A 25,999-nucleotide genomic window follows, 5' to 3' on the forward strand; every position below is an offset into this window, starting at 1 on the left:
GAAAAAATGTCTGAAAGACGGCGCCGAGGCGTTCGGTACGCTCACACCAATCTGGTCGCCGATGACTGGAGAGCGATGGTGAAATTCTACGTGGAGGTCTTCGACTGCCGTCCGGTCGGGACGGAACGGGATCGGAGCGGAGCGCACATCGACGCCCTCACCGGTCTCGAGGGAGTTCACATGGCGGGTGTCCATCTGAAGCTTCCCGGATATGGCGACGGCGGCCCCACGCTCGAGATCTTCCAATTCGACGAGAACGCCCGGCGCCCCGCCCCGGCCGTCAACCGGCCCGGGTTCGCCCACATCGCCTTCCAGGTGGACGACCTGGAAGCGAAGCGCCTGCAGGTTATGGAGCGGGGGGGTGCGGATCTGGGAAGCGTGACCACCCTGGACATCTCCGAAGAGGGCCGCCTCACCCTCGTCTACATGACCGATCCTGAAGGCAACATCGTCGAGCTGCAGTACTGGCACTAGGGCAAGAGTCCCGCGCGGCGCCGGGACCGGGACGCTCCGGAAACCGCTACATCACGCGTTTCAACAGCTTCGGAGTGACGAACCAGATCAGGCTCCCCTCGCCCCAGCGGATGTTCCCCCAGCGGTCCCGCGGCAGGTTGATCCGGGCCATGGCCGCGGTGGGGAACCTCATCTGGCCCCCTCCGATGAGGCGGCCGGCCAGCGCGGAACAGGTCGGTTGGTGGCCGGCCAGCAGCAGGCGCGAGTCGGTATCGGAGCAGCCGCGGATGATCTTCAGCATCTCGTCCGAGGTGGTGTCGTACAGATCCCCGGTGGCTTCCAGGGGACAGGGCCATTCGCCGGCTTGGGCGGCTAGTTCCACGGTCTGCCACGCCCGTACCGCGGAGGAGGAGATCACCCGGTCCGGGACCTGCCCCAACCGGTCCAGGTATCGTCCCATCCGTTTGGCGGCGGCGATGCCCTGCCGCGACAGCGGCCGATCGTGGTCAAACCGGAACGCGGCGTTCCAATCCGATTTGGCATGCCGAAAAATGAGCAGTTGTTTCATGACCGGCTGAATCCTGTCATTATCCGAAGTACAGCCAGTCTACTACGGCCCATTGCCAAGCATGCAAGCCAGGGAGAGTGGAGAGGGTTCCGCCGGGATCAATGGCCGGGTCCAGGACCGCCTCGTCCGCTACCCATCCAAGCCGACGCTGGAACTGTCTGCCGGAATGCCGGCTCATCAGGCTCTTCGGAAGATCCATTTGTCCCTGTTGAGGGCGATTCTCCACAACCAGGAGGGTGTGCTCGGGACTCGGGACCCTGAGTTCCTCCACGATTTCCGCGTCGCCGTGCGCCGGGCTCGATCGGCGCTGACCCAGGTCAAGGGGGTCTTCCCGGCGGCCGAGGCCGAACGCGCCAGGGTCGCGCTCTCGTCCATGACCCGGGTGACCGGCGAGGCCCGGGATCTGGATGTCTTTCTGGAGAAGCTGGGGGCCTATGAATCCGGCCTCCCGCAGCAGATACGGCAAGAATTGATTCCCGTCAAGGAACTGGCGCGGCGCCGGCGCAGGGGCCAGCAACCCATCTTGTCGGAAGCCCTGGGTGCCGCTTCATGGGCGGCGGCGGTGGACCGGTGGGAAACGTTCCTGCTCTCTGGAACCGATCCGCAGTCGCTTCCCAAGAAGGGCCGACGACCCCTCGGAGCCGTCGCCGCCAAGCGGATTCGGAAGGCGTACCGCCGAGTCGCCGGAAGAGAGAGTCTCACCGGATTGGAAATCGAGGTTTTGCATCGGCTTCGGATCGACTGCAAGAAGCTCCGCTACCTGCTCGAGTTCTTTCGCAGCCTCTATCCGGGCCGGGAGGCTGCTTCCCTGATCAAGAGGCTCAAGTCTCTACAGGGCGTGCTGGGAGACCTCCATGACCTGGCGGTCCATCGGGAGATGGCCCGCAGCATCTGGACGGAGATTCGTCCCCGCCCCGGGTCTTCGATACCTCTGGATCTCCTGGAACGCCGCTTGGAGCAACTTCACGTCCGGGCCCACGAGGCGACGGAGGGGAAATTCCAACGGTTCCGGGCCCATGCAACGCCGTGGTGACGGACCTCTGTCCGCCGTTCCCGCTCAGACGCAATGGAGCGTGCAGCCGCCTGAACGGAGATACGCTGTCTCTCCCTCCAGGTCGGCGCCCGTGAGGGGATGCCGCCCCAACCATCCGTCGGGAAACTCCAGGGTCACTTTGCAGACCGGATTCCACCCCGCCCCTCAATCCGGTTTCCCGTTCTCTTGAAGAACCTGGGTTGGTTGTGGTCCAATTTGTGAAAACTTCACAATGTCAGCAGTTTCTCAAACGCCGTCATCGTCCCCGCCCCGCATTGCAGTCAATTCCCCGGAAGCCTTTCTCAATCGGGAACTGAGCTGGCTGGGCTTCGCCAGCCGCGTGGTCGCCCTGGTGGAGAATCGAAACCTTCCCCTCCTGGAGCGAGTCAAATTCGCCGGAATCGCCGGGATGCTCCATGATGAGTTCTTCATGAAGCGGATCAGCGGGTTGAAGCGCCAGATCCGAAACCGCTCCAAGAAAACCGCCATCGACGGCCGCTCGCCGGAAACCGTGTTCCGGACCTGTCAGACCGAACTGCGAAACCAGTCCAGGAGGTTGGGCGAGACGCTTTTGGGGGATCTGGGCCCCGCCATGGCCGCCGAGGGAGTGGGTGTTGTCGATTACGATCAGTTGCAGGCGTCGCAGAGACGGCACCTGCGGGAATATTTCCAAGATGCGGTGATGCCGATCCTGACGCCGCTGGTTGTGGATCCGGCGCACCCCTTCCCCTTCATCAGCAACCTGGGACTGAATCTGGCGATCCTTTTCCCCGATGACGACGGACGCGAGCGTTTCGTCCGGATCAAGGTGCCGGACAACCGTCCCCGGTGGGTTCCCCTCCCGGACGGTTCCGGGTTCACGCCCTTGGAGCAGGTCATTGCCGGGAATATCGACCTGCTGTACCCGGAGATTCCTCCTCTGGGAATCTACGCCTTTCGCGTGACCAGGGGCAGCTCGGGAGATCCGGATCGGTTCCGGCACCTGTTGGAGGACGAGTCCCAGGCCCCGGGGAGCATCATTCAGCAGGTGAGCAGCGAACTGAAGGCCAGGCGCTTCGCGGGCGCGGTCCGGCTCCAGGTGAATCCGGACATGCCCGGGGAACTCGCCGATTGGCTGATCCGCCAGTTGGAGATGGATTCCGATGACCTCTATCCCACGAGGCAACTGCTCAGGCTCAGCGACTTGGCCGATTTCAATCCGGGCAATTGCGGCGACCTCCGATTCCCGCCTCACCGGCCCATGACGCATCCCCGCCTGCGCCGCCTGGAGTTTGGCCGCCCCGCCGCCATCTTCAACGAGATCGGCCGTGGCGATATTCTCCTTCACCATCCCTATCACAGCTTCGACTCGTCGGTCCTGAGGTTCATCGAGGCCGCCGCCGTCGACCCGGACGTCTTGGCCATCAAGCTGACCATCTACCGGACCAGCGGCGATTCCCCCATCGTCAAGGCGCTGGCCGAAGCCGCCCGGAGAGGCAAGCAGGTGGCGGTGCTGGTGGAGGTCACGGCTCGATTCGACGAGGCTCCCAACATCGCCTGGGGGAAGTACCTGGAGAACGAGGGCGCCCACGTGGCCTACGGCGTGGAGCGGCTCAAGACCCATGTCAAGCTGGCCCTGGTGCTCCGGGAGGAAGAGCAGGGGAGAATCCGCCGTTACGCCCATGTGGGAACAGGCAACTACCACACGGGAACCGCGAAAATGTATGAGGATGTGGGGATCCTGACCTCCGATCCGGAGATCTGCCGCGACATCGCGGCGGTCTTCAACGCGCTGACGGGAAAGACGCCGCACACCGGGTACTCGCAGATGATCGTCGCCCCGGTGGCCATGCGCAAACGTTTCAATCAGCTCATCCGCCGGGAAGCCGAACACGCGGCCGCGGGCCGGCCCAGTGGCATCCACGCCAAGATGAATCAGCTTCAGGACGCGGGAATCATTCGGGAGCTCTACCGGGCCGGCCAGGCCGGGGTGCCCATTACCCTGAACGTTCGCGGACTCTGCTGCCTCAGGCCCGGAGTCCCGGGATTGTCCGAGAACATTCGGGTGTTCAGCGTCCTGGGGCGCTTTCTGGAGCACAGCCGGCTCTACCGTTTCGTCAACGGCGGCGAGCCCGAATACTTCCTGGGTTCCGCGGACTGGATGAAGCGGAACCTGAAGAAACGGGTGGAGACCGTCGTGCCGGTTCGCGACCCGGACTTGAAGCAGGAGCTGGAAGAGATCCTTCGGGTCTACGAGCGGGACAATGCGTCGGCCTGGGACTGCCGGCCGGACGGAACGTACGTGGGCCGGTCGCCTGAACCTGGGCAGAAGTCGAGAGCGGCCCAGGCAGTCTTCATCGAGAGGGCCGGCGCTAGATCTCAACTCGCCAACCGGGGGTCCAAACGTCGATCAGGCGGGATGGCGCTTCGGCGTATCTGAGAAGCTTCCTCACGAGTGGGCCGCTGCGCCGCGCCTCACTTTCTCTTCTTTCAAAAAGACCGCGGGCTCTTCACCCAAACATAAGCCAAATTGAAGTTTCCCTTCGGCCCTCGCTGATAATGTATCGGACAGGATGATTTCACCGCATCGGAGGTCTCGCTCCGGTTCCGCAATGGGTGCCGGCTCCAAGACCGTGGTGCTGGGCAGATCCGCTACGGTGCCCGGAATTGCCGTTTTCACCGACACCCTGGACCAGGTGAACGGGGTGTCCAACACGTACCAGTACCTTGCGGCTTATTGCCGGCGGCGGAAGATCGACCTGGACTTCTTCACCTACGGTTCCCGGACGTCCCTGGAGAAACAGGGTTCGGTCCGGATTTATCGCTACCGGCCCCGGCTCCCCATTCGCTACTACGCCGGGCTGGTCTTCGATCTTTGGACTCCGCGAGGGAACCTCCTAAAGGATTGCCGTGAGGGAGGATACGGCCTGATCCACGCGGCGACCCCGGGGTCCATGGGCCTCAACGCTCTGGCCGCCGCCAAGAAGCTTCGGCTTCCCCTTGTGGGCGTTTACCACACGGCTCTGCCGGAATACGTCGAAACCCGAAGACGGAGTCTGATGACAAGATTGGGGCTGCCCTCCGATCTCCTGGAGCGGTCCACGCTGGAGGTTTGCTGGAAGTTCGTCGAGTGGTTCTACCGGCATTGCCAGACGGTCCTGGCTCCATCCAGCAGCATCGCCCGAACCCTGGAACGGAGGATCCGGGTCCCCATGGATCGCTTCTCCCGCGGCGTCGATGCGCGGAAATTCAGTCCGGAGCATCGCCAGGAGCCCGCCCGGACGACCGTCCTCTACGTGGGTCGGGTGTCGGTGGAGAAGAACCTTCCGTTACTGGCGCGGATTTTCCGCAGCCGCCGGGACGCCCGCCTCGTGGTGGTGGGGGATGGACCCTTTCGCAGTCGCATGGAGCGGGAAGCGCCGAACGCGAAGTTCACCGGATTCGTGACGGGACTCGATCTGAGCCGGGCCTACGCGTCGTCGGATCTGTTCGCATTTCCCTCAGAGACGGACACCTTCGGCAACGTGGTGCTGGAGGCCATGAGTTCGGGCCTGCCCGTCGTCGTCACCGACAAGATGGGTCCCCGGGAGCTGGTCGATCACGGGTCCAACGGATTCATCGCATCGAACGATCGGGAGTTCGAGCGCTACCTGGATCGCTTGATCAAGGACAAGGAACTGCGAAGGAGCATGGGGGCCCGGTCCCGGACGATGGCGCTGGAGCGAACTTGGGACGCGGTCTTCGGATCGCTGTTCGACAGCTATCGGAAGGTCATCCGGGAGTGTCGGGAACCAGTGGCGTAGTCCAGGCCAGATCGCTCATCCGGCTACACGTCCGAGAGGAACTCCACCTGCCCGGTGCTGTCGCCGATGCGCTCGGCCGGCACTCCCAACTGGCTCAGGACCGTCATGTAGAGGTTGGTCAGCGGAGTCCCCTTTTGGAACCGGACGTGGCGGCCTCCCTTGAGCCGGCCCGCCCCTCCTCCGGCCACCAGAATCGGCAGGTTGCGGGGCGTGTGCAGGTCGCTGTCGCTCATCCCGCTTCCGTAGAGAAGGGTCACCTGGTCCAGCAGCGAGCCATTCCCCTCCGGGGTGGATCGCAGCTTCTGGAGGAAATAGGCGAACATCCGCATGTGGAGAATGCTGACCCGAGTCAGTTTCTCCAGCTTCTCCGGATCGTACTGGTGGTGGGACAGGGGGTGGTGCGGGTCCGGGACTCCGATCTCGGGATAGGTCCGCTGGCTCAGCTCCCGGCCCATCATGAAGGTGATGACCCGGGTGAGGTCCGACTGGTAGGCCAGGACCTGGAGGTCGATCATCAGCTTGGCGTGCTCTTCGAAGCTGCCGGGGATCCCGGCGGGGCGCTCCAGCACCGCCGCCTGCCGGCCGGCCTGGGTTTCCGCGATCTGGATCCTCCGCTCCACGTCCCGAACCGCGTCCAGGTATTCGACGATCTTGTTGCGGTCGCCGGCGCCGATCCTGGCCTGCAGCCGGGCCGCTTTCCGGGTCACCGAGTCGAGAATGCTCCGTTTGCTCCGGATCCGGCGGAGCCGCTCGGCCGGGTCGGTGCTCTCCTGGTCGCCGAAGAGGCGTTCGAAGACCGCACGCGGGTTGTTCTCCGTGGGGAGGGGCGTGGTCGAATTGCGCCAGGAGAGGGTGTTGATGTAGGCGCAACTGTAGCCGACGTCGCAGGCCCCCGACAGGCCGGTCGCCTCCAGGGCCAGTTCCAATGAAGCCAGTTGGGTATGTTTCCCGTACTGCGCCGCCGCGATCTGGTCGAAGGAGACCCCGGCTTCGACTCCCGCCCCTTCCGTCGGTTTCACGTGGACGCCGGTCAGGAACGCTCCCCCGATCCGTCCATGTCCACCGGCCGGCTCGCCGGGCAATGATACGGCCGGCTCGTTGCTGAGTCCGGTCAAGACCAGCAGGCGGTCCCGAAACGGAGTCAGCGGTTGCAGGATCGGCGTCAGTTCGAACTCGGCCCCTCCGGCGGCGGGAGTCCAATTCTCCATCACCGCCCCGTGAGGCACATAGACCACTCCCAGCCGGTCGGCCGGCGGGTTCGCCCCGGCGCGTCCGGGCGAAAGGGCCGGCGCCATGCTGTCCAACAGGGGCAGTCCGATGGCGGCGCCCAGGCCGCGCAGAAACGTGCGGCGGGGCAGGGAAACCTTGCGGATGATCCTCATGGTGCGGACCTTTTCATGCGAAACGGCCGACTCTTGACGACGCCCAGGATCAGCGCCGACCAGCGGTAGTCGGCCGGCGCCGCTTGCCTCATGATCTCACGGATGGCCGGCATGTCATAGTGTTCGACGCCGCGGCCCACGGCATAGGTCAGGAGCTTGCCGGTCAGATTCTCGACGAATTCCCGGCGGCGGCTCAGAATCAGGCTTCGGAGGTCGGCCGGGCCGTGGATCGTGGTCCCGTCCGGCAGGGTGGCCAGGGAATCGATGGGAACGCCGTCCCGGCTCTGGTCCCGCCAGCGGCCGATGGCATCGAAATTCTCCAGCGCGAAGCCGAGGGGGTCCATCAAGCGGTGGCAACTGGAGCAGGCCGGATTCCTGGAGTGCTGCTCCATGCGCTGCCGCAGCGAGGCGGGACGCGCCGCCTCGCCATGTTCGGGCAGTTCCGGCACGTCGGGCGGCGGCGGGGGCACCTTGGTTCCGAGAACATTCTCCAGCAGCCATTTGCCCCTCAGCACCGGCGAGGTGCGAGTGGCGTACGAAGTGACGGTCAGGACGCTGCCCTGGCCCAACAGGCCCCGGCGCCGCTCATCGTCCAGGTCCACCCTCCGGAACCGGTTCCCATAGACGTGGGGGATACCGTAGTGCCGGGCCAGGCGTTCGTTGGCGAAGGTGTAGCCGGCGTCCAGCAACTCGGTCACGCTCCGGTCCCGCACCAACTGGCTCTGTAGAAACAGCTCCGTCTCCCGCCGGAGCGCCTCCCGCAGATTGTCGTCCCATTCCGGGTACCGGTTCTCGTCCGGCGTGACGGCCCGGAGATTTCGGAGATGCAGCCACTGGCTTGCGAAGTTCGTCACCAGAGTCCCGGAGCGGGGGTCGGCCAGCATCCTTCGCACCTGGTCTGCCAGGACTGCGGGATCGCTCAGCTTTCCGCCAATCGCGGCCTCGAGCAGTTCCTCGTCGGGGGCGCTGCTCCAGAGGAAGAAAGACAAGCGGGAAGCCAGATCCAGGGCGCCGAGGTTGAAGGCGGTTGACGGAGCCGCCGTCGGAGGGTCCCGCTCCACCCGGAACAGGAACTCCGGATCGACCAGGATCCTTTCCAGCGCCGACTGAATGCCGGCGTCGAAGTCCCCTCGGCATCGGCCCTGCCGGTAGAACTCGAGCAAGGGATCGACGTCGCCGTTCGTCACCGGGCGGCGGAAGGCGCGCCGGGCCAGGTTGGCCAGGATCCGCCGGGCGCAGGCCAGCTCGTCCGATTCTCCCTCCGAGAGGGGACGGCAGATGAAGATTTGCCTGCGGCTTGAAGTGTCGCCTGGGCCTTCGACCCGGAAGGGGCCGTCGATCCGGACGCTGCGCACTCCCGAATCGGAATAGCCGCCTCGGAGACTGCCCACGGGGAGGCGCGCCGGGCCCAAGCCCTCAGGCGCCGGCGCTCTCCGGAGGAAGGAAACGCCCACGGTCCGGGTCCCGGCGCCGGCCGGAAACCGGACCGTCAGATCCGGAGCCGCCGGCTGACCGTATGCGGAACGGCTCCCCTGGCCGTCGAGGCGAATGAGGCGGAGCTGCTTCCCGTCCAATCGAACGTCCAGTTGCCGGGGCCGGCTGGTGCGGCGCCGTTGAAGCGAGATCGTCATCGCGTACTCGCCGTCGAGCGGGAAATGATGACGGATCGCCAGTCCTCCTCCGGATCCGAACGGAAGCTCCTCGCTCATGCGGCCCGACTGCACCGCCAGGGGGGAAGTCGTGTACGTGGCGGCTGCCGGTTGCATCGTGGGGTCGCCGACGGCAAGCCGGCTGATTTTCCGGGCCGCCGACAGGTACCTTTCAAGGAGCAACGGAGAGAAGGAGAGGGAATCGGCGACATTGTCGAAACCGAACGCCGGATCGTCCGGCGGCAACAGCGACGGGCCGTCGATTTCCAGCGCCAGGAGGTCCCGAATGGCGTTGGCGTATTGCGTCCGGGTCAGGCGGTAGGACGCCGGCCGGCCCGGGTCCGGATTGGCCTCCGCCGCCTTGTCGAGCGCGGACTCCAGCCAAGCGCTGAACGCCGAGCGGTCCTCAGCCGGCGGACGCGGCATCCCCTGCGGCGGCATCATCCCGGTTCTGAGCTGGCGAACCACCTTCTCCCAGACCGGGGCGTCATCACCCACGCGGGACAGATCCAGACTGTCGAGCTCGACTCCCGCCGTCTTGAGTTGCCGGTTGTGACAGCTCGTGCAGTTGCGGTCCAGGAGCGCCCGGTATGGGCTCAGTGACGGCGGGGCGGAAGCGGGAATTTGCGGTTCGAGTCCGGCTCCGGGACTCTCCAAGACACCTTGGCCTGCCGCGTGGAGATGAGGGGCGCCGGCCAGGTAGAGTCCCAAACAAGCGGCGATTATCCTGGAATTCATGAATTCGCGACCGGCTCTTTTCGAAGTATTATGGCGACGGCCCGCGATGGCCCGCAAGCGCATCCCAAGGGTCCGGCTGAGATGAAAATCCGACCCATCAGAAACTGTGGCTCCCGCCTCCCCGGGCTGCCTGTCGGGCCGGCGTTCCGTTCCCTCGGCCTTGTCGTCCCGGCGTGCCTGGTGTTGTTGCTCCAGATACCGCCGGCCGCCGCCGGCCGGAGTTCCCCGAATCGTCTGGTGGAGGCCGCCCAGTCAGGGAATGGCGAGGCTTTGCGATCCCTGCTGGCCGCGCGTGCGGACGTGAACCAGCGTCAGGCCGACGGCGCCACGGCACTGCACTGGGCGGCCCACCGGGACGACCTGGACCACGCGGTCCTGCTGATCGAGTCCGGAGCGGATGTGAAGGCTTCCAACGATCTTGGAGTCCAGCCCCTCTGGCTGGCCTGCATCAACGGGAGCGCCCCCATGGTCAGGGTCCTGCTTGGAGCCGGAGCCGATGCCGACGCCGCTCCCGCCGGCGGCGAGACACCTCTCATGCATGCGGCCCGAAGCGGTTCGGAGGACGCGGTCAAGCTCCTGCTGCTGCACGGCGCACAGGTGAACGCCAAGACTCCCGGGGAAGAGCAGACGGCGCTGATGTGGGCGCTTGCGGAGAAACATGCGGAAGTCTCCCGCACTCTGATCGAGCATGGCGCAGAGGTTTCCGCACGTTCCAGGTTCGGCTTCACGCCTCTGCTATTTGCCGCCCGCGCCGGAGATCTCGACGGCGCACAAGCCTTGTTGGCGGCGGGAGTGGACCCGAATGAGACGGCTTCCGGCGGTGAAAGCGCACTGGTGGTGGCGACCGTCCGCGGCCACGTGCCTTTTGCCCTCTGGCTTCTTGAACATGGAGCGGACCCGAACGCCGCCGGCTCGGGCTACACGGCTCTGCATTGGGCCGCCGGCACCTGGGAGACGGAGATGACCGGCCGCAAGGGGATCGTGGCGCGTCCCGAACACGAGTGGGGCGCCATGCGAGGCCTGCAGGAGGACAAGCTGGAACTGATTCAGGCGCTGTTGGCGCGGGGAGCCGACCCCGACGCGCGGCTCGTGAAGCATCCCCCGCGGTTCGGCTACACCGCCGACCGGAAACGGCCGGCGGGGGCGACCCCCTTCCTGCTGGCGGCCATGGCCGCGGACGCCGGTGTCATGGAGGTTCTGGCGGCGGCGGGCGCCTCGCCCCGGCTTGCGGCCAGCGATGGGACAACGCTCCTGATGGCGGCGGCGGGCGTGGGTCGAAACCTGACCGAGAGCCGGGTGACGGAAGAACAATCACTGCGCGCGGTCCGGCTCGCCCTGGAGTTCGGAGCGGAAGTGAATGCCGCCAACCAGGCCGGGGACACGGCTCTGCACGGCGCCGCCCGCATCAAGTCCCCGGCTCTGGTGCAACTGCTGGTTGACCGCGGCGCCGAGGTCAACGTGAGCAACCGGGAGGGACACACGCCGCTGTTCGTGGCCCGGCACTATTTCCATCCCGGTTCTCCGCCGCTCCCGGTCCAAAGCGAGGCCGCGGATCTGCTGCGCCGGCTGGGCGCCCGGGAGACTCTCTCAGAGGGAGTTCGGGACTGAACCTGACCCACCCGGACCGACCTTCATCCATGCCCCCGGTCAATCAATGAGTCCAGGTCTTGACCTGCCCGTGGAGAAGCTCCGCAATGGTTTTCAGGCCGATGTCCTTGCCGCGGTCCCGTAACCAAACCGTTGGTGCCGGGCCGCGCTTGCGCCAGGCGAGGTGAGGCTTGTAGAGGACAGAGATGTCCCGAGCCGTCCGGATCCAAATCGTCTCGCTGTTGTGGCTGGACTAATCTCCGTCTGGTTTCTTCGGAGCAGAGGGGAACAGGCGGTGCGGCGCATCATTTCACTATTTTCTCACCCGATCCGCCAAAACTTTCACGTCAGATTCATTCTGGCTCTGTATCGTTATAGAAGCTGTCCGATGGACGCCAACTATGGATGGTGAGGGGACTATGGCAGCTCGCCGGAGGCGGACGAAAGCATCAGGTTGAGTCCATGGACGACTGAGAATGCGTGAAGTGAACGCCAGGAGGAGGCACTGGGCCAAGCGTTCACAGCACAGGGGAACAAGAGAAGGGTCCGGATATTCCCATATAGCCGATTTTTACTTCGTGGACCGTGTAACCGACTGAAGTCCCAGAGAATGACAAGGGCCATCCGTCCGGCGCGCGGGTTGTCCCCAGCGGGGCAGGCCGACTCTGGTGGTCCCTGGCCTATATGGGATTCAGCCGGTCTTGATCATCGCCCGCTCGAACCTGCCATGTGGAGAAGGAAGAAGGCTCCGGAACCCTCGATCCCTTCCCTGGACTCCCGTCCTGCAGATCCGGTCCAGACCCATCCCACCGGCGAATCTGCACAGCAAGCCGTCATCGGGGAAGCGCTCGTCCTGAAGGGGGAGGTCAGCGGCACTCAGGACTTGACGATCCACGGCCGGCTCGAAGGCGGGCTGTCGCTTTCGGGTCACTCCGTCACGGTGGGCCGGGCCGGGCGGGTCCAAGGCGATATCGTGGCCCGGGTGATTCGGATCGAGGGTCACGTCAAAGGCAACCTTCAAGGAGAAGAGCTGGTCTTTCTGGGTCCCTCCGGCGTGGTCCACGGTGACCTCACCGCGGTCCGGGTCAGTATGGAAAAAGGATGCAAGTTCAAAGGCCATGTCCAGGTCGCTCTCGAAGAACGTCCGGCGAGAGAACTCTCCGAACCCCAGATTGTCTCCCCTGTGCCCGGTGAGGAGGACCCCGGCGAAGTCACGCCGGGGAGACGGCGTTTCCGGCGGGAGCCGGGGATTCCCCGAAGTAGGGAATAGATTCAATGCCATCGACACCGTTGCCGTCCCCGCCGGCTCCCGGCGTCCCTTCCTCGGGACAGCCTCCTCAATAAAGCCGGCGCTGTCCGTTTCTGCGCTCGGCCCGTTCCCGGTAGTGGGCGGCCACCAACTGGCGGCGGCAACCCTTGCAAGTCGGCTCGATGACCCGTGTGTCGCGTCCGCAACGGACGCAGGACCGGAAGTCCATCCAGCGCAGTAGGGTCTCGGTGACCTTCCCGCAACGCCCGCAGTGCTGGAGCCCGCGCACGGCCCGCAAAGCCCGGCATTCGGCACAGGTTCGCTCGAAGCTCAAAGTGTCTTTCTCCTGGCCGGGATGGGTTCGCACTTGTCGCCACAGCGGGGACAGGCGCGCCGATTGCCTTGATCCCTGTCAATGACCATTGAAACTCGAACGCAGGGAGAAGTGCGAAAGGGGGGACTCGAACCCCCACGGGGAGTAACCCCACCAGATCCTAAATCTGGCGCGTCTGCCAATTCCGCCACTTTCGCTTTGTCGGGAACATTCTAACGCAAGCGTACGATCCGCAGAGGTCGTGCCGGCTGCCGGCGGAACACCGTGTGGTATTCTCCAATTCTCGGTCGTGGCGGGGCATGGCGCAGTCTGGTAGCGCGCCTGCTTTGGGAGCAGGAAGTCGGGGGTTCAAATCCCTCTGCCCCGACCATTTTCCCGGGGTCGGCCCCATTTCCCGGAGTTGTGCGGCCAACTGCCCGACGCTGGCCGCGCCTTTCGCAGTTGGCATCGTCGTAAATAGAATCCCGTGAGACCTGCCTGGTTCCCCTGCTGCCTGTCTCTTCTCGCCCTCTCGGCGCCGCCGGCGACCCTTGCCGTTGGAACGGGGATCCGTGAGCCGGCAGGAGAGTCCCGCCTCGTCCATATCGGTCAACGGGTCGGAGGCTGGGGCCGCATGGAGACTCTCTTTCTCCACGACAATCACGTGGTTGCCCGGTTCCAGGGCCTGCAGCGTGTCATGGGAGACGTCAGGAAGCATCCCGGCAACCCGATCCTGGTGGCCGATCGGCCCTGGGAGGCCGGTTCCGTCGGGTACGCTTGCGTGATTTACGACGGCGAGGACAAGCTGTACAAGATGTGGTACGAGTCCCGCCTCAACCCGGGGCAGCTCAGAGGCCCCAACCTGGAGCAGGGGCGCTGCCTCTATGCCACCTCCAGCGACGGACTGGTCTGGGAGAAGCCGATCCTCGGCATCGTCGAAACCAACGGTTCCCGGGAGAACAACATCGTCTTCGCGGGGCCGGATGGGGCCCGCAACAAGGTCTACTGGGTGGTCAAGGATCGAGCCGAGCCGGATCCGGCCAGACGCTACAAGATGATGTTTCATCTCTGGGATTTCCGGGGCCGCGGGGTGGGCATCGCCTTCTCGGCGGACGGCCTGCACTGGAAGACCGACGCCCGGGTGAATCTCCACGGGGGATTCGACACCCACAACATCTTTTTCTGGGATGACCGGGTGGGACAATACGTGGGCTACTTCAGAACCCGTATGCTGGGACGGCGCTTCATCGCCCGCGCCACCAGCCCCGATGCCTTCCACTGGTCCAATCCGGTGAGTGTGCATGGTCCCGACGAGGCCGATCCCCACGACTTCGACCTCTATACGCCCGGTGTCTTCAAGTACAGCCGCGCGGCAGACACCTATGTGCTCTACACAGCGGCCTTCGATCGGGACACTGATCGGCTCTTCGGTCAGCTTGCCGTCAGCCGCGACGGTATCGACTGGCAGCGGTTCCGGGTTCCTTTCCTGCCCCTGGGTTCGGATGGGAAGTGGGACGCCGGCTCCATTTATCCCGTACCCTCCCAGGTCTCCGTCGGGGAGGAGACGGCCATCTACTACCGGGGCGACCATGTGGGTCACGGGACCGGAGGCCGGCCCGGCATCGGTGTGGCGTTTCTGGACCGGGGAGGATTCGTCGCTTGGGAGGCCGGGACCCGGGGGACTCTCACCACCCATGCGCTGGCGGTCGGGGGATCGCGGGAGACCCTCTACGTGAACGGGGATGCTTCCGGAGGATCGATCCGCGCCGAGTTGCTGGATACGGACGGGGAAGTCATTCCTGGCTTTTCGCGGCAGGAGAGCCTTCCCATCAGCGGAAGAGGGCCGCGGCTGTTGGTCCGTTGGAAGGGAAAACCGGATCTGGTCGACGCTGTGCTGCGACCTTTTCGCCTCAAACTGTATCTGGAGCGGGCGCGAGTCTACGGCATCGGTTGTACCCGGCACTGACCTGTCGAGGATGCAGGCTGGTCGAAATTGAAGGACGGGAGACGATTGCGGGCGGCTTTTGGTAACCGGGCTCGGGGGAGAGAGGCTTGAAAGTCGATCTCAAGAATCAAGTGGCGTTGGTCACCGGCGGGGCACAAGGCATCGGGAAGTCGATCTCCAGGCTTCTGGCGGCCAACGGCGCTCAGGTGGCCATCGTGGATCTCGATCTGGATACGGCTGAAAAAACAGCGGCCGGGATCAGGGAGTCCGGAGGCGCTGCGTTCGCCATCGAGGGAGATGTGAGCCGCTCCGAGCAAATGAAGCGGGCCGTCGACCGGGTGGAGGAGAAGTGGGGCAAGCTCTCGATTCTGATCAACAACGCCGGAATCAACACCCTTGGCGGACGTGTGCCCATTCACGAGTTCCGGGAGGAAGACTGGAGCCGGATCCTGGAGGTGGATCTGACCGGCGTCTACGTCGTCAGCAAGGCTGCGGTCCCCGCCCTGCTCCGTAACCGCGGGGGACGTGTCGTCAACATTTCATCCGTTGCCGGCCTGGTGCCGTTGCGGTTGCAGAGCGCCTTCGTCGCAGCCAAGGCCGGCGTGGTCAATCTGACCCGCTCCATGGCATTGGAACTGGGTCCCCACGGCATTCTGGTCAACGCGGTGGCGCCCGGTTCCACCCTGACCCGGGGAACGAAGAAGCTCTTCTACGGCGCCGATGGCGTCTACACGGAGAACGCCGCGAGCCTGCTGGCCCATATTCCTCTGGGACGCCCGGCTGAGACGCTGGAAGTCGCCTGGCCGGTGCTCTTTCTGGTTTCGCCGGAGGCGAGCTATATCAATGGAGCGGTCCTGACGGTCGATGGTGGATGGACCGCCGGATATACTCGGGACTGGTAGACGGGCAAAAGAGTAGGGAGAGATCGCAGATGGCCAAGATCACCGAGTTCCGGGGATATGAAGGGGAGCCGCCGATTCCGAAGCCGGACGAGTTGGTGGAGCCCAACATCGTCACCGTGCAGGACGGCGTTCCGGTCAAGTATCCGGGTTGCGAGGGAATCGGTGTCCGCGTGGTGCATCCTTCCAATCCCAGAGCCCCGGCGGAGAACATGGGAATGGTCATGTTCTTCGTGCCGCCCCACGTGGTCCTGGAAGTGGGCAGCCACCACACCGAGGAGTGCTACGTCATCCTGAAGGGGCAGGGGACCATGACGTTGGCGGGGAAACAGGTCGCGGTGAGTGCGGGGACCTTCATCCATCTGCCGCCCTGGTGCGAACACGGCGTCGAGAATACGGGGGACGAGACCATGGAGATTCTCATCTGCACCTCTCCTCCCAATCCCTGATCCAAGTACTGGCGTTGAAATTCTCCTGGAGGAAACAGGTATGAAGGTTCTGGAACATGTGGCAATCGTGGCGGACGATCCTGAGAGCTTGGCGGACTGGTATTGCCAGACCCTGGGTTTCGAGCTCCTGTCGAAAGGGACCGTCGTTCTCGGCGATACGGAAATCGACTATCACTTTCTGGGTTTGTCCGGTGGAGCTCTGCTCGAGATCCTCAACTCCAACGGCAAGGCCCGGACCCGGAAAGAGGACGACGACGCCGGGATCAGGCACATCGCATTCCTGGTGGAGGATATGGACGCCTCTCGCCGCGATCTGCAGGAGAAGGGGATTGCAGTCGAACCGACCCGGGAGCTGCCGAACGGCACCAAGCTGACGTTTTTCCGGGACCCGGAGGACAATATCCTCCAGCTCGTCTATCGCACTGCGCCCGTGCGGCCCTGGCTGGCGTGACGAAGCCCGTCAGGATACGGGAATCCGCTCGCTCGAATTCGCCGGCAGGCGGATTTCAGCGTCCGGCCCAGGAACGGTAGGCGGCCAGTCCCACCAGCGCGTTGCAGGTCGTGTTGAGCCGGAGGTCCAGCGACTGACCCGGTTTTCCGCCGCCCACGGCGTCGCCCCACCATTGCCCGTCCGGCTGTTGGCTCCGGATCAGATGGGCGGCGATCCGGCGGGCCGCCCGCCGGTAGCGATCTTCAGAAGACACCTGGAACAGCTCGGTCAGGCCCCAGAGGAACTTGTGGGATTCCACGCAGTCGTAGATCCCGTCCCTTCCGGTCAGGACGGCGTCCGTGTAGGTCCGCGCCGCGTCGAGATAGCGGTTTTCCCGGGTCAGCCGATAAAGGCGCACCAACAGCACCTGGACCGGCCCCAGTCGGGCCGGCCGTTGTTTGAGCCCGCCGCGGTCCACGAAGTCCCTGCTGGTCCGTTCCAGGAGCAACTTCCGGGTGCCGTCCGTACAGCGGTCGGCCGCCAGATATAGCCCCTCCTGAGGGTGGGGTTGAAGCTTCAACAGGTCGATGAGGAAATCACCCGCGCGCCGAGCGGCGGCAACGTGGCGGGTGGAGAGAAGTCCCAGGCCGGCGAATCCGGCGGTCATGGCGTGCTGGACGCCTTCTCCCTCGTGTAGATCCGCCGCTCTGTCCAGGAAACCGCCGCTCTCCCGGTCCTGATACGCGAGAATGTCCTCGGCAAGTGGAAAGGCGATGTCATATCGGCCGCAGATCCCGGCGCCCCAGACCAGCCAGCCTCGATCGTAGGTGTTGGTGAACCGGGACGCCTCCTGCTCCGGCGGAATGGCCAGTTGGCCACGGTTTCCCAGAAAACGCGAGGCAAACCAGTCAAGGCAGGAATACGCCGCGTCGAAGGCGCCGTTGACGGCCAGACTGCCGGGAACCTTGTAGTAGAGGGAAGCCTCGTCCGATCTCCGGACGCTCCCCCGGTCGTCCAACAGTGACCGGAGCCAGCGGCATGCCGAATTCAGGCTCTCGGACAAGCGATGATCGTCGAGGAATCGGCTTCGTTCCCTTACTTCCAATGGAGACTCGATCCGGGGACACTGTTTGCCCACGCCAGCACTTTCGTGTCGACCTCGAACGACTTCGGTTTTCTCAACTACGTTTGTCGTTCGTTATCCCATCCAGGAGCAGATGCACTTAGTCCCAGGCCTTGGGTGCAATGCCTTCGATATGGGTCTTGACGTCGATCACGGCGGGCCGGTCGGCAGCCAAGGCCTGCTCCAGGGCGCCGGCCAATTCGCTTGGCTTGTTGACCTGGATCCCGCAACAGCCCATGGACTCGGCGATCTTGGCGAAGTCGGCGTCGGTGAGCCTCCAGAGGAGATCGGACCCCGGCTGGCGGCCGCCGTAGATCCTTTCGTTGAGATCCTTCTCCTGGTTCAGCGAGGCGTTGTTGTTGATCAGCGTCACCATTCGGATGCCGTAGCGAAGCGCCGTATCCCACTCCGTCATGTGGTACCAGACGCCGCCGTCTCCGGTGAAGCAGATGACGGGCCGGTCTCCGGCGGCGCACTTGGCGCCGATGGCTGCGGGAATCCCCCATCCCAGGGACCCGGCGCAGCGGATGTAGGATTGATCAGGCGACGTCAGGTCCACCAGGGTTCCGGTCCAGATGCCCGAGTGCCCGGTGTCGGACACGAGGATGGCGTCGTCGGGCAGGATCCGGGTCAGCTCCTTGCACAGCCGTTCCGGCCGCATGGGGAGCAGATCGGAGTTGACCACGGGCGCCACTTCGTCCCGCCACTCCTGGACCAGTTGGTGAATGCGGGCGATCCAACCGGCGCGGGACCGGGCCAGCTCCGAGGACTCGACGCCGCTGCAGTGGTCCAGCATCTTGCGCAGTCCGGCCCGGGCGTCGCCCTGCATTCCGGCCGAAATGGGAAAGGACCGGCCCAACTCGGCCGGATCGATGTCGAGTTGGACGACCCGGGTTCCGGGCCGGGGGATCCGCCAGTCGTTGGTCACCTGGCCGCCGGTGTGGCTTCCCACGAAGAAGACCAGGTCCGCTTCGGCCAGGGCCCGGTTGGCGCAGGTGCGGGAGTACTGGCCCGAAACACCGACGGCCAGCGGGTGGTCGAAGGGGAAGGTCTCCTTGGCGTTCAGGGAGGTGATGACGGGCAGTTGCAGCCGGTCCGAGAGCTCCACCAGTTCCTGGCCCGCCCCGGAGACGGTCACGCCGCCTCCCGCTACCACGATGGGCCGGCTGGCCTTGACCAACAACTCGATGGCGTCGAGCACGGGTGCCAACTCCGGCTCGGGGCGGAACGGCGGGATCCGGGCGAAGGGCTCTTCCACCACGATCTCCAGGTCTGCCTCGCCGCTCATCACCTCTCCGCCGAAGATCCCCCACAATTCCAGGTTGGTGGGTCGAGGCGTTGCCGTCGTGGCCTCCCGAATGGCTTGGCGGAGAAAGCGGGGAAAGTGGTCCACGGCGGTCACGGCCTTGCTGTACTTGGTCACGGCGGCGAAGGGTCCGGTGTGATCCACCTCCTGGTAGGCGTTCCGGTCCTGACGGATCTGAGGAAGCCGCCCCGTCAGGGCGAGTACGGGGGAACAGGCCAGATAGGCATCCTGGAGTCCGGCCGCGAGGTTCAGGGCGCCCACCGACTGGGCGCCGCAAACGCCGATCCCCCGGCGGACCCGGGCGTAACCGTCGGCCATGTAGGCGGCCGCCTTCTCGCCGTGGGTCATGACTCTGGCGATGCCCATCCGCTCCATTTCGGGCATGGCCTCGGGGATGACCACCGGCATGAAGAAGAAGTGAGTGACGCCGTACCCGTGGAGTGTTTCGGCCAGGAAGCGGGCGCCCGTCATCGTTGGCATAGGAAAGCGTCTCCCGGGATGCGCTCTGCCGATTTCAGCGCTGGGAACGCCTTGATCGGACCTGTTTATGACCCAGTTTTGCCGGGCTCAGTTTACTATGCGCCCGTGGTGAAAGTCGCCGCAGCCGGCGGCCGGCCCGGCGGTACGCTCCATCCGGAAACGAAAACGGGCAACCACCAGGGTTGCCCGTTTTCCTTTCCATGTTCGACCCGGAGTCACCGTTGGCGCCTGGATGAACGTCGAGAGCCGGAACTGCGGTTGGAAGATCCGGATGATCGGGGCGCGGACCGGACCTGGGAACCGGATGGCCTGCTTCTCGGCGGCGACGGAGCGCGATATGAGGGAGTCGACCTGGGAGCAGGCCGTGATCGCACCGAGGGACGAGAGCTTGAACGCGGCGAGGACCGGACTGACGGACGCGAGACCGTCCGCTGGGAAGTGGATCTCGACCTGGAGACGGAGGGCCTGGACTGGTTGCGGGGGGTGCGTCGGGTGACGGACCCTCGCGATCCGGACGAGGACCGGGAGATACTCCGGCTCGGAGAAGAGGGGCGGGACGATTGCGGAGTCCGGTTCGGAGTGCGGCTGAAGCTCGGGCCGGACCGCCCGCGTTCCCGGGAATCGGGACGCTGCCGGGAGAAGGTTCCCGTTGGCCCGGTCCGATTGGGACGCGTGACGAACGAAGGCCGGGATGGAGTCCGGCCGCGAGAGCCCTTGGAAACGTTATCGGGAGCGGCGACCGGAGGTTTTGACAACTGCCGGTTGCTGCGGTTGGTGAAAGACCCTCCGGATCCGGGCGCGGACCGGGAAAGATTCCGGCTCGGAGCAGTGGAACGGGTCGTCTGCGGCGCCCGCGTCGGCGTGCGGATGACATTAACTCCGGAACCCCCGCTGCGCCGCGAATCGGACCGTTGCCGAACCGTCGATCGGGCGGGCCCGGATCGGTCGGAACGGCTCACGGCCGATCTCCGGGATGGGGCACGGACGACCGAGCCTTTGGAACCGCTCCTGGCGACGCCGGAACGCCGGGAACCGGTACCCACGAGTCGATCACGAGTTCTGGAAGCCGACCTCGAGGAGCGGACGCCGCTTCTCGAATAGACGGCATTCGGACCCCGCCCGCGTGGACGCTGGAGTTCTCGGGGGAGCCCCTCCCGGAATCTGCCCACGATGGCGTTGGACGCGACGACTCGGGTCCTTCCTGGTCCTCTTCCCAGATCGCGCCCATGAACGACGGTCAGCCCGTTGGAGCGGTCTCGAGGATTCCAATTCCTGAATATGTTGTTGTTGACCACGACGGTCGTGTTGCCGCGCCCCCGGCGGCCCCTTCCGTAGTAGCCTCTCGGCGCCCAGCCGACGTAACCGTTTCCCCAGTAGAAGTCGACGTGAGCCGCATGCCAGCGGTTGAATCCGCCGGGCACCCAAGCCCACCGGCTCCGGGGGCCGTAATAGATCCAGCGCCCGTAATGGTAGGGCAGCCAGCCCCAGGGCTCGTAGCTGACCCAGGTCCATCCGCCGGCGAGGAAACACCACCGTCCATGCCGAAACGGCGTCCATCCCACCGCGACGGCGGGCACCCAGACATGTCCGTGGGAGCCGTAGTGAGTCCAGTGGCCATGACGGTCCAGTGAGTGGACACCCGGATAGTCGACTCCACCCAGGTATCCGGTGGAACGGCTGCTGACCAGAAGAGCGTCCCGGCGCCCGCTCCAGAGCTCGAAGTCGTCCAGGTCGCGGACCAGCGCCTGGATTCCGACCTGGCGAGCGTCCAGCAGCAATTCCTGTCCGGTCTCCACTCTTTCTTTCCCGTGCCGGCTGTTGACTTCGGCCCGTCCCTTGTGGACCACCAGGCGCATGGTGCCGTCGGGATTGACCTGGATCCGGTAGAGTCCTTTCTTGCGGATCCTCATCGTAGCCAGTTCCATGTCCAGATAGACCGAACCGGCATCATTCACCCGGAGGATCAGGTCGCCCTGGTGAATCTTCAGAAGGGTCTTTTTCCGGGACAGCTCCGTGAAAAAGACATCGGTTTCTCCGGAGATCCGGACGAAGTTGCCGTCCCCCAATTCCACCTCGATCCGCGAATCGGGATGAGCGACGATCCGGTCGCCGCTGACCAGCGGAAGATTGAGCGTCACCTCGCTCCAGTCCACGTCGCCGGAAGACTCGTAGGCGGCGCGGCCGTCCATGAAGCTGACCCGGGCCGGATGGTCCCGGTCGGCCGATACCCAGGTGGTGGAAAATCCTATGGTCAGGATCAGGAGCGCGGCCAACGGAACCAGCCGGTCCCCTCGCCACGCCCTCGAGTTTTCGGAAATGCCTACTGGGTTGGATGTTGGTTTATTCATGATGGCCTCACATCATTCAGACGGAGTGCATCGCTGCTCGGTTCAATTGACCGGTGCAGCGTCTTGGCAGCCAACCTCATCTTGAAATGCCTGAAACGAAAACGGGCAACCAAGCAGGTTGCCCGTGTCTATCCATCGTGATGCCCTTGCGCATCTGAGCGCTATGCAAGCAAGGCTTGAATCAGTTCCGGCTGCGGGAGGTGCTCCGAGAGCGGGACGCGCCTCCGGAAGATCCGGATTGCCTGGGAGGGGACTGTACCCGTGGGCTGGTCGAGCGGCTGAACGATGGTGCCGATCGGTAAGTGGGAGTCGTCCTGTTGTAGGTCGGCACCGATGACGGTGTCCGTGACCTGGATCCCGAAGAGGATCGGACCGACGGGCCGGTAAAGGTCGGCGAATCGCCGGACCTGGATCGTCTCGAACTCCAGACCGATGGCCTGGATGAATTGCGGCTGCTTCGCGTGGTGAAGGACCCTCTGGAGGCGGGCGAAGTGCGAGAAAAGCTACGGCTCGACGACCTTGACCGGAAAGACTGTTGGGCCTGGGTCCGCGTGCCGTCGGTTCCACCTCGGGCGACGCTGGGCCGTCGAGAACCCCCGCCCACGACTCCCTCCCGGGAAATCCCGGTGGGCCGGGATGCCGATCTGGAGGAGCGGACGTCACTCCTCGAAAGGGCGGAGCTGCGATTCCAGACACGGGAACGCCGAAGGTCTCTGGGCAGACCTTTCCGGAGACCACCCACGACGGCGTCGGAAGCCAAGACGCGGGTCCTTGTTGGTTCTCGGCCCAAGTCGTTCCGGTGAACGACGGTCAGGCCGTTGGAACGATCACGCGGATTCCGATTCCCCAAGGTATTGTTTGGGCGCACCGTGGTCGGATTTGCGCCTCCGATGCCCCTCCCGTAGTAGCCTCGGGGCGCCCAGCCGAAGTAGTCGCCTCCCCAATAGAAGTCCACAAGTGCCGGCCGCCATCGGTTGAACCCACCCGGCACCCAGGCCCAACGGTCCATGGGCCCGTAATAGATCCAGCGTCCGTAGTGGTAGGGGAGCCAGCCCCAGGGTTCATGGCTCATCCAAGTCAGTCCGGTGGAAAGATAGCTCCACCGTCCGTATCGGAACGGAGCCCATCCCACCGAGGCGTCGGGCACCCAGACGTGCCCGTAACTGCCGGCGTTAGCCCAGTAGCCATGCTCGTCCAACGACTGGACCCCGGGGAAGTCAACACCTCCCAGGTATGCGGCGGAACGGCTGCTGACCATCGCGGCGTCACGCTGACCGCTCCAGAGCTCGAAATCGTCCAGGTCCCGAACCAGCGCCTGGATTCCGATCCGGCGTGCGTCCAGAAGCAACTGTTGCCCCGTTTCCACTCGTTCCTTCCCGTGCCGGCTGCTGATTTCAGCCCGGCCCTCGTGGACCACCAGGCGGATCGAGCCGTCGGGATCGACTTGGATTCGGTAATGTCCCTTCTGGCGAATCTTGACCGAGGCCTGGTCCAACTCGACCTGGATGCGGCCGGCGTCGTTCACCCGCAGGATCAGGTCTCCCTCGTGAAGCCTCAGGATCGTCTGCTTCCGGGACAGGTCAGGGAAGAGAACATCCGTCTCCCCGGAGATTCGAACGAAGTTTCCATCCCCCAACTCCACCTCGATCCGCGAGCCGGGGTGGCCCATGATCCGGTCGCCGCTGACCAGCGGCAGATTGAGCGCCACCTCGTTCCAGTCCACGTCACCCGCAGTCTCATAGGCGGCGGTGCCGTCCATGAAGCTGACCCGGGACGGATGGTCCCGTCCGGCAGAAACCCACGAGGTGGAATTGCCCGCAATCAGGACAAGGAACGCACTCAACAGAGCCGTTCGGCTCCATCGCCGCGCTCTTGAATTTGTGGAACTACCGGTGGGAACCGAGGAAGGTGTTTTCATGATTGCCTCACATTATACAGATGTCGACAATCTTTGCCCGGTTCAATCTCGGGACAAAATTTCAACTCGTGTTTCCCGTACCGTTCTCCTCAGCGCGTGAGTTCGTAGGTTCCCTTCAAATGCGAGTCATCCTGGAACCGTTCGATCCAACCACCCGAAACCTGATCCGATTCGAATGAGAATTGGTCGTGTCTCATCGTCATGGTCACCTCTTCGGCGAAGAAGGGATCCTGGAGAATGTTAAAGGCAAGCCGGAGTTTTCCATTCACCAGTTGCCCGTTGACCAAGCTGAACTCGGGAACGTCAAAAGCCTCGTCGTCCACTCCCGATATCGACATGTATCCGCGTATGAACACGCCCTCGGCCCAGAGGGCAAGTTCTCCAGTGGCGTAGTGATCACGGGATTCATTACGGTCATGGAATTCAAGACGAACCGAATAGGTGACCGGCGTTGGATCCAGTGGAAGACTGGAGAACTGTCCGCCTGAAAACGTGAGTGCTGTTCCGAAAACGAGGGAATCAGAAACTATCTCTACCTTGCCTCCCTCCAAAGTCTGTCCCGGAAAGTGCTCATGAAGGAATCTTGCCGAGTGAGACGGCGAACCCAGGGTTAAGATCTTCGTGGCTCCCAACGGGTTGCCGTTTGCCGAAAAAAGGGAAAGTTCGACTCTAGCCCGTCTTTCTCCGCTCAAATCCCCGTTTACGAGGGCGAGGGCAGTCTCCCTGAATTCTTCGAAGGGAATAGACGCGCGGTAGAACTCCTTGGACGGAGAGATGCCGACGCTGTCGGTCACCCGGCTGCCCTCGCGAATGAGATACGTGAGATTTGCCTCGATGAGATTGTCCAGAAATAGATCTTCGGACAGCAGAATGGCGGCCCCGGCTTCGAGTTGGAAACAGGTGAGTCGTAGTGTGATTGTGGCCTGGGGTTGGACTTCCAATTCGTATCGGCCGTTGCGAACAGCGTTGCCGTTGACCGTCGGGTTCCAGGCCAAGCTCTCAAGGTTAACGGTTCGGAACAAGACCAGCTCTCCGACATAGGGATGGGGCCCGCGGTTAGTAAGATTGATGATCGTCTCGTAGCCGCCTCCCACCACGACTTGTCCAAACGCTACGTCCTTCTTGGGGAGAAAACTCTGCGCCGGGACGACTGCCGCGAAGGCGAGCCAGACTAGTGCGAATCGTATTGTCTGCATCTCGAGTCCTCCTGTCGTCACGCTGTTGTTGACGGGATGGCGGGGACAAAGGTTCGATCCCGATTAAAGGAGCTGCTCAATACCCGGCCGTCTTGTTGACGACGTTCCGGAGGGGCCGGCCGGTGGCGAACCGTTCGATGTTGTCACGGATCAGATTCGCGAGCCGAACCCGCGACAGACGGGAGCGGGTCGCCACGTGGGGTGTGATGATGACGTTGTCCATCTTCCAGAGCGGATGGTCGGCGGGAAGCGGTTCCGGATCGGTGACGTCCAGGCCGGCGGCCAGGACTTTGCCTGATCGCAGGGCCTCCAGCAGCGCGTCGGTCCGGATCACCTTTCCCCGGGAGACGTTCACCACGTAGACGCCCTCCTTCATGGCGGCGAACTCGGCGGGTCCCAGCATTCCTTCCGAGGCGGGCGTGTGGGGGACGCAGCTCACCACCACGTCGGCCTCCGGGAGGACCCGGTGCAACTGGTCCGGAGCCACCACCTCCTCCACGTCACGGCTCAGCGGGATGTCCTTGGGGTCGACGCCCAGGACCCGCATGTCGAAGGCCGCGGCGCGTTGGGCCACCTGGGAGCCGATGCCGCCCAAGCCGATGATCACCATGGTCTTGCGGCGGAGCTCGATCATGGGCAGCCGGGTCTTCCCGCGCATCCAGTTTCCGCGGTCCATTTCCCGGTCGTACTCTTTGAGATTCCGGGTGAGGGCGAGCAGCAGGGCGAAGACATGGTCGGCGATCTCGGGTCCCATCATGATCTTGGCGTTGGTCAAGGTGATGTCGCTGTCCCTCAATTCGGGAATGTGGACGATCTTCTCCACTCCGGCGCTGGTGCTGTGCACCCATCTCAGCTTCTTTCCCTGGCGCAGGATTTCCTGGCCCTTTTGGCCGTAGGGAAGCCCGATGATGGCATCGCAGTCGGCGATGACGCCGGCAATCCCCCCCTGGCCGGCCGTTACCAGCTCCAGGTTGGGCAGCCGCTTTTCCAGATCGGCGAACTGTTTCTTGTCGCCGGCCCCGACCAGGACCCTCACCTTCGAGGCGAGGGCCGGACTCTGACCCTGGGCCACGATCCAGAGCAAGCACAGAATCGTTGTCTTCATTGCGAACCGCGTGTGCATAACCTTCTCCTTGGTGGGATCGAACTTA

At 64.2% G+C, this 25,999-nt stretch carries 20 protein-coding genes and 2 tRNA genes; 11 read left to right on the top strand and 11 right to left on the bottom strand.

Translation table 11 applies throughout. From position 1 onward, the window contains the following. The first annotated feature begins 6 nt into the window (after positions 1–6). Complete coding sequence (locus OXT71_21875) at positions 7–474, top strand: VOC family protein (GenBank protein ID MDE2929045.1); 468 nt, start codon at positions 7–9, stop codon at positions 472–474. Positions 475–520: 46 nt separating this feature from the next. Here OXT71_21875 and OXT71_21880 read toward each other — a convergent pair whose 3' ends face one another. Then, entirely contained in the window at positions 521–1,021 is a 501-nt protein-coding gene (locus tag OXT71_21880; GenBank protein MDE2929046.1) for a histidine phosphatase family protein, read from the bottom strand. A gap of 61 nt (positions 1,022–1,082) precedes the next feature. Between OXT71_21880 and OXT71_21885 the strand changes: the two genes are divergently transcribed. The 3 genes from OXT71_21885 to OXT71_21895 all read left to right on the top strand — a co-directional run bounded on the left by OXT71_21885 (position 1,083) and on the right by OXT71_21895 (position 5,836). Further along, positions 1,083–2,054: a CHAD domain-containing protein gene (locus OXT71_21885; protein MDE2929047.1), complete on the top strand. Its 972-nt coding sequence runs from the start codon at positions 1,083–1,085 to the stop codon at positions 2,052–2,054. Between the two features lie 232 nt (positions 2,055–2,286). Continuing rightward, on the top strand, positions 2,287–4,473 hold the full coding sequence (gene ppk1 / locus OXT71_21890) for a polyphosphate kinase 1 (protein ID MDE2929048.1): 2,187 nt from the start codon (positions 2,287–2,289) through the stop codon (positions 4,471–4,473). A gap of 172 nt (positions 4,474–4,645) precedes the next feature. Next, positions 4,646–5,836, top strand: coding sequence for a glycosyltransferase family 1 protein (locus OXT71_21895; GenBank protein MDE2929049.1), 1,191 nt, complete (start codon positions 4,646–4,648; stop codon positions 5,834–5,836). Positions 5,837–5,859: 23 nt separating this feature from the next. Here OXT71_21895 and OXT71_21900 read toward each other — a convergent pair whose 3' ends face one another. Next, positions 5,860–7,218, bottom strand: coding sequence for a DUF1552 domain-containing protein (locus OXT71_21900; GenBank protein MDE2929050.1), 1,359 nt, complete (start codon positions 7,216–7,218; stop codon positions 5,860–5,862). After that, positions 7,215–9,605, bottom strand: a complete 2,391-nt coding sequence (locus tag OXT71_21905; protein ID MDE2929051.1) for a DUF1592 domain-containing protein — start codon at positions 9,603–9,605, stop codon at positions 7,215–7,217. Before OXT71_21905 ends, OXT71_21900 begins: the two co-directional genes overlap by 4 nt. 180 nt (positions 9,606–9,785) lie before the next feature. Between OXT71_21905 and OXT71_21910 the strand changes: the two genes are divergently transcribed. Beyond that, positions 9,786–11,213, top strand: a complete 1,428-nt coding sequence (locus tag OXT71_21910; protein ID MDE2929052.1) for an ankyrin repeat domain-containing protein — start codon at positions 9,786–9,788, stop codon at positions 11,211–11,213. 706 nt (positions 11,214–11,919) lie between these two features. Further along, a complete protein-coding gene (locus tag OXT71_21915; GenBank protein ID MDE2929053.1) occupies positions 11,920–12,462 on the top strand; it encodes a polymer-forming cytoskeletal protein in 543 nt (180 codons plus the stop codon). 67 nt (positions 12,463–12,529) lie between these two features. On the opposite strand, the gene OXT71_21920 is transcribed toward OXT71_21915, so the two are convergent. Continuing rightward, positions 12,530–12,775: a hypothetical protein gene (locus OXT71_21920; GenBank protein ID MDE2929054.1), complete on the bottom strand. Its 246-nt coding sequence runs from the start codon at positions 12,773–12,775 to the stop codon at positions 12,530–12,532. Between the two features lie 112 nt (positions 12,776–12,887). Further along, a tRNA-Leu gene (locus OXT71_21925) sits at positions 12,888–12,972 on the bottom strand. A gap of 96 nt (positions 12,973–13,068) precedes the next feature. Between OXT71_21925 and OXT71_21930 the strand changes: the two genes are divergently transcribed. The 5 genes from OXT71_21930 to OXT71_21950 all read left to right on the top strand — a co-directional run bounded on the left by OXT71_21930 (position 13,069) and on the right by OXT71_21950 (position 16,498). Then, positions 13,069–13,145, top strand: a tRNA-Pro gene (locus OXT71_21930). Between the two features lie 96 nt (positions 13,146–13,241). Further along, a complete protein-coding gene (locus tag OXT71_21935; GenBank protein MDE2929055.1) occupies positions 13,242–14,720 on the top strand; it encodes an exo-alpha-sialidase in 1,479 nt (492 codons plus the stop codon). A gap of 86 nt (positions 14,721–14,806) precedes the next feature. After that, on the top strand, positions 14,807–15,601 hold the full coding sequence (locus tag OXT71_21940) for an SDR family NAD(P)-dependent oxidoreductase (GenBank protein ID MDE2929056.1): 795 nt from the start codon (positions 14,807–14,809) through the stop codon (positions 15,599–15,601). A gap of 29 nt (positions 15,602–15,630) precedes the next feature. After that, on the top strand, positions 15,631–16,047 hold the full coding sequence (locus OXT71_21945; GenBank protein ID MDE2929057.1) for a cupin domain-containing protein: 417 nt from the start codon (positions 15,631–15,633) through the stop codon (positions 16,045–16,047). A gap of 40 nt (positions 16,048–16,087) precedes the next feature. Then, positions 16,088–16,498: a VOC family protein gene (locus OXT71_21950; protein ID MDE2929058.1), complete on the top strand. Its 411-nt coding sequence runs from the start codon at positions 16,088–16,090 to the stop codon at positions 16,496–16,498. 55 nt (positions 16,499–16,553) lie between these two features. On the opposite strand, the gene OXT71_21955 is transcribed toward OXT71_21950, so the two are convergent. The 6 genes from OXT71_21955 to OXT71_21980 all read right to left on the bottom strand — a co-directional run bounded on the left by OXT71_21955 (position 16,554) and on the right by OXT71_21980 (position 25,953). Next, a complete protein-coding gene (locus OXT71_21955) occupies positions 16,554–17,615 on the bottom strand; it encodes a hypothetical protein (GenBank protein MDE2929059.1) in 1,062 nt (353 codons plus the stop codon). Between the two features lie 85 nt (positions 17,616–17,700). Next, positions 17,701–19,386, bottom strand: a complete 1,686-nt coding sequence (locus tag OXT71_21960) for a thiamine pyrophosphate-binding protein (GenBank protein MDE2929060.1) — start codon at positions 19,384–19,386, stop codon at positions 17,701–17,703. Positions 19,387–19,601: 215 nt separating this feature from the next. Beyond that, positions 19,602–21,734 carry a hypothetical protein gene (locus tag OXT71_21965; protein ID MDE2929061.1) on the bottom strand — a complete coding sequence of 711 codons (2,133 nt, stop codon included), beginning with the start codon at positions 21,732–21,734 and terminating at the stop codon, positions 19,602–19,604. Between the two features lie 181 nt (positions 21,735–21,915). Next, positions 21,916–23,577 carry a FecR domain-containing protein gene (locus tag OXT71_21970; protein MDE2929062.1) on the bottom strand — a complete coding sequence of 554 codons (1,662 nt, stop codon included), beginning with the start codon at positions 23,575–23,577 and terminating at the stop codon, positions 21,916–21,918. Positions 23,578–23,741: 164 nt separating this feature from the next. Next, positions 23,742–24,848 carry a hypothetical protein gene (locus tag OXT71_21975; protein ID MDE2929063.1) on the bottom strand — a complete coding sequence of 369 codons (1,107 nt, stop codon included), beginning with the start codon at positions 24,846–24,848 and terminating at the stop codon, positions 23,742–23,744. 76 nt (positions 24,849–24,924) lie between these two features. Then, on the bottom strand, positions 24,925–25,953 hold the full coding sequence (locus tag OXT71_21980; GenBank protein MDE2929064.1) for a D-2-hydroxyacid dehydrogenase: 1,029 nt from the start codon (positions 25,951–25,953) through the stop codon (positions 24,925–24,927). Positions 25,954–25,999: the final 46 nt, after the last annotated feature.

It is taken from the genome of Acidobacteriota bacterium (assembly GCA_028874215.1).
In the GTDB taxonomy this organism is placed as follows: domain Bacteria; phylum Acidobacteriota; class UBA6911; order RPQK01; family JAJDTT01; genus JAJDTT01.